Origin of the sequence: Cellulomonas sp. (genome assembly GCF_036279715.1) — a bacterium.
Taxonomy (GTDB): Bacteria; Actinomycetota; Actinomycetes; order Actinomycetales; family Cellulomonadaceae; genus Cellulomonas_A.
This window is the reverse complement of sequence record NZ_DASUIR010000132.1, coordinates 1-4522: the sequence shown is the minus strand read 5'-3', so window position 1 is coordinate 4522 and position 4522 is coordinate 1. Positions and strand designations below refer to the sequence as shown.

Below are 4522 nucleotides of genomic sequence, written 5' to 3'. Positions count from 1 at the left end.
GCTGAGGAACAGCTTCGCCTGGTAGAGCTGCTCGCCGATGCTGCCCCGCGGCAGACCGATCACCTCGGCCGCGATGCCGCTCTTCCAGGCGAGGCCGACGCCGACCTTGCAGCCCGCGACGAAGAACGGCAGGACCGCGGGGACGTCGATGGCGGGGAGCCGGCGCAGCAGCGGCACCCCGAAGACCCTCGCGACCTCCAGAAGCGAACGGTCGCGGTGCCGGATCCCCTCGAGGACGTTGGTGTAGATGATCGGCAGGACCATCAGGAAGCTGATGACGAACGACAGCCGGTCGCTGCTCGCCCACATGAGCACCAGGATGATGAAGCTGACGACGGGCGTGCTGCGGATCGCCGTGACCAGCGGGGTCACGAGCGCGTCGACGACCCGCGAGCCGGCCGCCAGGGCTGCGCCGAAGACGCCGACCAGCGCGGCCAGCAGGAACCCGGCCGAGATCCTGACGAACGAGTGCACGACGGTGCCCCAGAAGCCCGCCGTCGGCACGAGCTCCACGAGCCGGACGAGCACGCCGGCGGGCGAGACCAGCAGGATCTCCTGATGGACGACGACGGTGGCGACCTGCCACACGCCGACCCAGAACGCGAGGACCAGCGCCGGGCGGACGATCCGCCACGGCACGGGTCTGGTCGGCGCGCTAGCTGCCGAAGTAGAAGTCATCGCCCGGCAGGCTTCCGCCGACCGAGGCCGGGTCGGCCCCGAACAGGACCTGCAGGTACCCGCTCAGGGTGGTCTTGAGCGCAGCGCCGTCGATGTAGGTGATGTTGCAGGCGGGGATCGCCGCCTCGGCGATCTGGGCCGAGGGTACGATGCCGACCTCGGCGATCAGCGGAGCAGCCTTCGCCGGGCTGGCGTTCGTGAACTCGGTCGACGCCTTGTAGTCGGCCAGGAAGTCGGCGAAGGCCTCCGGGTTCGCCTCGGCGAACGCCCGGCGGACCACGACGACGCCCGTGACCATCTGGGAGTCCTGGGTGACCTTGGCCCACTCGTCGGTGAGGGTCAGCGCGGTGCGGATGGTCGGGCTCTTCGCCTTCAGGACCGTCACGTACGGCTGGGGCAGGACGCCGATGGCGCCCGGCGTGCTGGCGAGCACCGCCGCGACCTCGGTGGCCTCGCTCTTGAACTCGACGGTGACGTCGGTCGCCGGGTCGAGCCCGTTCTGCTTCAGCAGGTAGTCCAGGACGTACTCCGGCGACGCACCCTTGCCGGTGCTGTAGACCGTCTTGCCCTTGAGGTCGGCGATGGTCGTGACCGAGTCGCCCGACTCGAGGACCTCGAGCATCCCCAGGGTGTTGATCGCTGCGACCTGGATCGCCGCGTCTGGCGTCGCCTTGAGCTTGTTGTAGAGCACCGCCGCGAGGTTGGCCGGGAGCAGCGCGATGTCGACCTCGCCCTTCATGAGCTGCGGCACGACCTCGTCGGGCGTGCCGTACATGGTCGCCTCGTAGTCCTGCTTGCCCTGACCGGCCTCGGCGTCGCTGGTCAGCTTGACGAGGCCCATCGTCGTGGGGCCCTTGAGCGACGCGATGCGGATCGTCGTCTTGACGGCGGGGGCCTCGGGGGTCGGCGTCGCGGCGGCGGTCGCCGCAGCAGCAGTGGTGGCCGCCGCGGGCGTGGTGCCGGCACAGCCGGGCAGCAGCGCGAGAACAAGCATCATGCCGGCTGCCGCGCACGCGAGTCGCTTCATGGAGGTCGGGCCCTTCATCGGGTCGGGACGATCGGCTCGTCCCGGAACGGGGCGTAGCTCGTGTGGAGCAGGTGGTGAGCGGCGTCGGAGTTGGGCTCGCCGTAGAACTCGTCGTACAGCCGGAGGATGTCGGGGTTCTCCTGCGACTTGCGGTACCGGGAGGTCTGGTCGATGTTGACGAGCACCTTCTGGCGGGCCGCCATCTCGCCGACGCGGTCGGGCACCGGGTGGCCGGCGCCGTTGATGCAGCCACCCGGGCAGGCCATGACCTCGACGAGGTCGTAGCCGACGTCTTCACCGGCCACGATGCGCCGCACGAGCGGGTCGACGTTGTTGAGGCCCGAGATCACGGCCACCCGGACGGTCGTGCCGCCCGCGGTGACGGTCGCCTCCTTGAAGCCCTCGAACCCGCGGACCTCGTGGAAGTCGAGCTGGTCGACCAGGGGTTCGCCCGTGAGCTTCTCGACGGCCATCCGCAGGGACGCCTCCGCGACACCGCCCGAGGCGCCGAAGAGCACGCCCGCGCCGCTGACCCGGGCGTAGGGCGCGTCGAACTCGCCCGGTGCGATGTCATCGGGCTTCAGGCGCAGCATCTCCGCCATCTCGATGAACTCGGTGGTCGTCAGCACGGCGTCCACGTCGCGAATCCCCTCGGGCGCGAACTCCGGCCGGGCAGCCTCGTACTTCTTCGCGAGGCACGGCACGATCGACACGACGTACAGCTCGTCGAGGCCGATGCCCGCCTGCTGGGCGAAATGGTTCTTCACCGTCGCGCCCATCATCTGCTGGGGCGACTTGCAGCTCGACAGGTGGGGGATCATCTCCGGCCACCGGCGCTCGACGAGGTTCACCCAGCCCGGGCAGCACGACGTGAAGTGCGGCAGCACGCCGCCCGACGTCACGCGGCCGAGGAACTCGGTCGTCTCCTCCATGATCGTGAGGTCGGCGGCGAACGAGAAGTCGAACACCTTGTCGAAGCCGATCTTGCGCATCATGCCGGCGATGAAGGCAGACGCCTCGTCGAACGGGATCCCGTACTCGGCGGCGATCACGCTGCGCACCGCGGGCGCGACGAACCCGACGACGACCTTCGCCGGGTCGTTGATCGCCGTGAAGACGTCGCCGCGCTCGCGCACGTAGTCGAGCGCGCCGCACGGGCAGGCCCGCACGCACTGGCCGCACGAGACGCAGTCGGTGAGCCCGAGCGGGAGGCCGGTGGTGGTGCCGACGGTCATCCGGCCGCCGCTGAACTGGAACGCGAGGACGCCCGGCCCCTCGATCTCGGCGCAGGCCGCGACGCACCGGCCGCACCCGATGCACTTGTTGTTGTCGCGGACGATGAACGGGTGGTCGGCCACGATCGGCGAGTGCGGGCGGATGTGCAGGGGGGTTGCGAACGCCACGCCGTGGTCGCTCGCCTCCTGGCGCAGGGCGCAGTGGTTCTGCTTGGCGCACCCGCACTTGAGGCAGCGGGCCGCCTCGGCGCGCGCCTGCGCCTCGGTCAGTCCCGTCTCGACCTCGACGAAGCTGTCGGTGCGAGCCGCGGGCGCCAGGCCCGGCATGCTCGCGCGCACGAGCTTCGGGATGTCCTCGAACTCGGCCTTCGGCAGGTCCTCGAGCGTCCCCCGGCTGCACGTGTAGTCCTCCGTGCTCGGACGCACGTAGCCGCGGGTGACGAACTCGTCGATCGCCATCGCGGCGCGCCGCCCGGCCGCGACGGCCTGGATGACGGTCGCGGGGCCGGTCACGCAGTCGCCGCCCGCGAAGACGTTCGACTCCGACGACTGCATCGTGAAGCCGTCGACGTCGATGTCGCCCCACTTGTTGAGGCGCACCGGCAGGTCGTTGTAGAGGAAGCCTGTGTCGGTGCTCTGGCCGATGGCGCCGATGATCGTGTCGGCCTCGATGACGAAGTCGCTGCCCTCGATCATCACGGGCCGGCGTCGACCCGACCGGTCGGGCTCGCCGAGCTCCATCTTCGTGCAGTGCAGCTGCTTGGTGCCGTCGTCGGCCTCGGTGATCTTGGTCGGTGCCGTGAGGAACACCATCTCGACGCCCTCGTGCAGCGCCTCCTCGACCTCGAACGCCTCGGCGGGCATCTCGGCGCGTGTGCGCCGGTAGACGAGCTTGACGCTCTTGGCCCCCTTGCGCAGGGCCGTCCGGACGCAGTCGATCGCCGTGTTGCCACCGCCGATCACGACGATGTTGTCGCCGCGCGAGCGGGTCGAGCCCTTGGTGATGTGGCGCAGGTAGTCGATGCCGAGCTCGACGTGCTCGAGGCGGTCACCGTCGATGCCCAGCGGCGTCGCACGCCACGAGCCGATCGCCAGGTACACCGAGTCGAAGTCGCGCTTGAGGTCCTCGAGGTTCAGGTGCGTGCCGAGCGCCTTGCCGGTCACGATCTGGACGCCCAGCGCCTGGATGACGCCGATCTCCTGGTCCAGCGTGTCCTTCGGGAGCCGGTACTCGGGGATGCCGTAGCGCATCATGCCCCCGGCGTGGTCCTGCTTCTCGAACACGGTGACGGCGTGGCCGGCGATCGCGCTGTAGTACGCGGCGGACAGGCCGGAAGGCCCGGCGCCGACGACGGCGATCCGCTTGCCGGTCGGCGCCTCGACCCGCGGGAGCCACGGCTCGTCCTGCGCCATGTCCCAGTCGGCCGCGAACCGCTTGACGTAGTTGATCGCGACGGGCTCGTCGACGAGGCTGCGGCGGCACTCGGACTCGCACGGGTGAGGGCACACGCGACCGCACACCGACGGGAACGGGTTGCGGTCCTTGATGACGTGCACGGCGGCCTGGAAGTTCCCGTCCGCG

The 4522-nt window shown here is 70.1% G+C and carries 3 protein-coding genes; all 3 read right to left on the bottom strand.

The genetic code is table 11. The annotated features are described in order from the left end of the window. A partial coding sequence (locus tag VFW79_RS12580; protein ID WP_329677633.1) for an ABC transporter permease occupies positions 1–639 on the bottom strand: 639 nt, incomplete at its 3' end. 16 nt (positions 640–655) lie between these two features. Next, entirely contained in the window at positions 656–1723 is a 1068-nt protein-coding gene (locus tag VFW79_RS12575; protein WP_329677632.1) for an ABC transporter substrate-binding protein, read from the bottom strand. Beyond that, positions 1720–4522: [FeFe] hydrogenase, group A (locus tag VFW79_RS12570; protein WP_329677631.1), on the bottom strand; the 2803-nt coding region annotated here is incomplete at its 5' end. The genes VFW79_RS12575 and VFW79_RS12570, both read right to left, overlap by 4 nt.

Excerpts from the sequence above, each read along its gene's own strand:
- VFW79_RS12575 (WP_329677632.1), bottom strand. The coding sequence starts at position 1,723 with ATGAAGGGCCCGACCTCCATGAAGCGACTCGCGTGCGCGGCAGCCGGC.